We start from the raw sequence: 1,762 nt of genomic DNA, 5'->3' as shown, positions 1-1,762 counted from the left end.
GCTTCTCAGACTAAAGTTTACGGAACAGTTGATCCAACGTTTACTTACAGCGTTTCACCAAGTTTAGTAAGTGGTGATGCGTTCACAGGAACGCTAACAAGAGATGCCGGAGAAAACATCGGAAACTATGCGATAACGCAAGGTACTTTGAGTGCAGGAAACAACTACAGTATTACTTATGTTTCAAATGATTTTGCTATTACAGCAAAACCAATTACAGTAACTGCAAATGCTTCTCAGACTAAAGTTTACGGAACAGTTGATCCAACGTTTGCTTACAGCGTTTCACCAAGTTTAGTAAGTGGAGATTCATTCACTGGAACGCTGACAAGAGATGCCGGAGAAAACATCGGAAACTATGCGATAACGCAAGGTACTTTGAGTGCCGGAAACAATTATAGTATTACTTATGTGGCTAAAGATTTTGCTATTACAGCAAAACCAATTACGGTAACTGCTGATGCTTCTCAGACTAAAGTTTACGGAACAGTTGATCCAACGTTTACTTACGCTGTTACTCCAGCTTTAGTTAATGGAGATACCTTTACAGGTGCTTTATCAAGAACTACAGGTGAAAATGTGGGTATTTATGCTATCACACAAGGTACTTTGAGTGCAGGAAACAACTACAGCATTACTTATGTTACCAATGATTTTGCTATTACAGCAAAACCAATTACGGTAACTGCTGATGCTTCTCAGACTAAAGTTTACGGAACAGTTGATCCAACGTTTACTTACAGCGTTTCGCCAAGTTTAGTAAGTGGAGATTCCTTTACAGGAACGCTGACAAGAGATGCCGGAGAAAACATCGGAAACTATGGGATAACGCAAGGTACTTTAAGTGCCGGAAACAACTATAGTATTACTTATGTTACGAATGATTTTGCTATTACAGCTAAACCAATTACAGTAACTGCTAATGCTTCTAAGACTAAAGTTTACGGAACAGTTGATCCAACTTTCACTTACGCTGTTACTCCAGCTTTAGTTAATGGAGATACCTTTACAGGTGCTTTATCAAGAACTACAGGTGAAAATGTGGGTATTTATGCTATCACACAAGGAACGTTGACCGCTGGTGCGAATTATAGTATTACTTATAATAGCTCAAATTTTAGTATCACTAAAGCAGATCAGCTAATTACTTGGAATCAGACTTTAGGCTTAGGTTGTGACGGAGAAAACAGTCTTGTTTTAACAGCGACTTCCAGTAGTGGTTTACCAGTAAGTTATACTTCTTCTAATAATAATCTTGTTTCAATTTCAGGAAATTCATTGAATTTATTGGGCTATGGTTCAGTAACTATTAGTGCCTCTCAGCTGGGTAACAACAATTACAATCAAGCGGATGTAGTGACTTTGCCGCTTGTTAACAGCCAACCGAACTTAATTAGAAAACAATTTGAAGATGTTATTTTCTTTGATAATAGCTCTAAGAGTTTTATATCTTACAGCTGGTATAAGAATGGAGCTTTAGTTCCGGGGCAAACGAATCAGTATTTTAAAGAAAACGGACCTTTGAACGGTACTTATTATGCGGTGGCTACTAAAGCAGATGGGACGTTAATTACCACTTGTCCGTTGACTTTATCGCCAACTTTAGAAGAAGAGTATATTAAAATTGCCCCGAACCCTGTTAAAAGTAATGCTGTTTTTCAGTTGATTACTAATGTAAGCTCAAACAGATTGCAAAATGCACGTATTGAGCTTTATAATGTTACAGGAAATCTGTTGAATACGATCAGCACAAGTCAAAATA

At 37.6% G+C, this 1,762-nt stretch carries 1 protein-coding gene; it reads left to right on the top strand.

Annotated elements, in window-relative coordinates; genetic code table 11:
• A partial coding sequence (locus tag ABS764_RS16205) for an MBG domain-containing protein (protein ID WP_408082837.1) occupies window positions 1-1,762 on the top strand: 1,762 nt, incomplete at both ends.

The organism is Flavobacterium plantiphilum (assembly GCF_046000495.1).
Lineage (GTDB): Bacteria > Bacteroidota > Bacteroidia > Flavobacteriales > Flavobacteriaceae > Flavobacterium > Flavobacterium plantiphilum.
The sequence above is the reverse complement of the archived record's forward strand: the minus strand, read 5'-3'. Positions and strand labels throughout refer to the sequence as shown.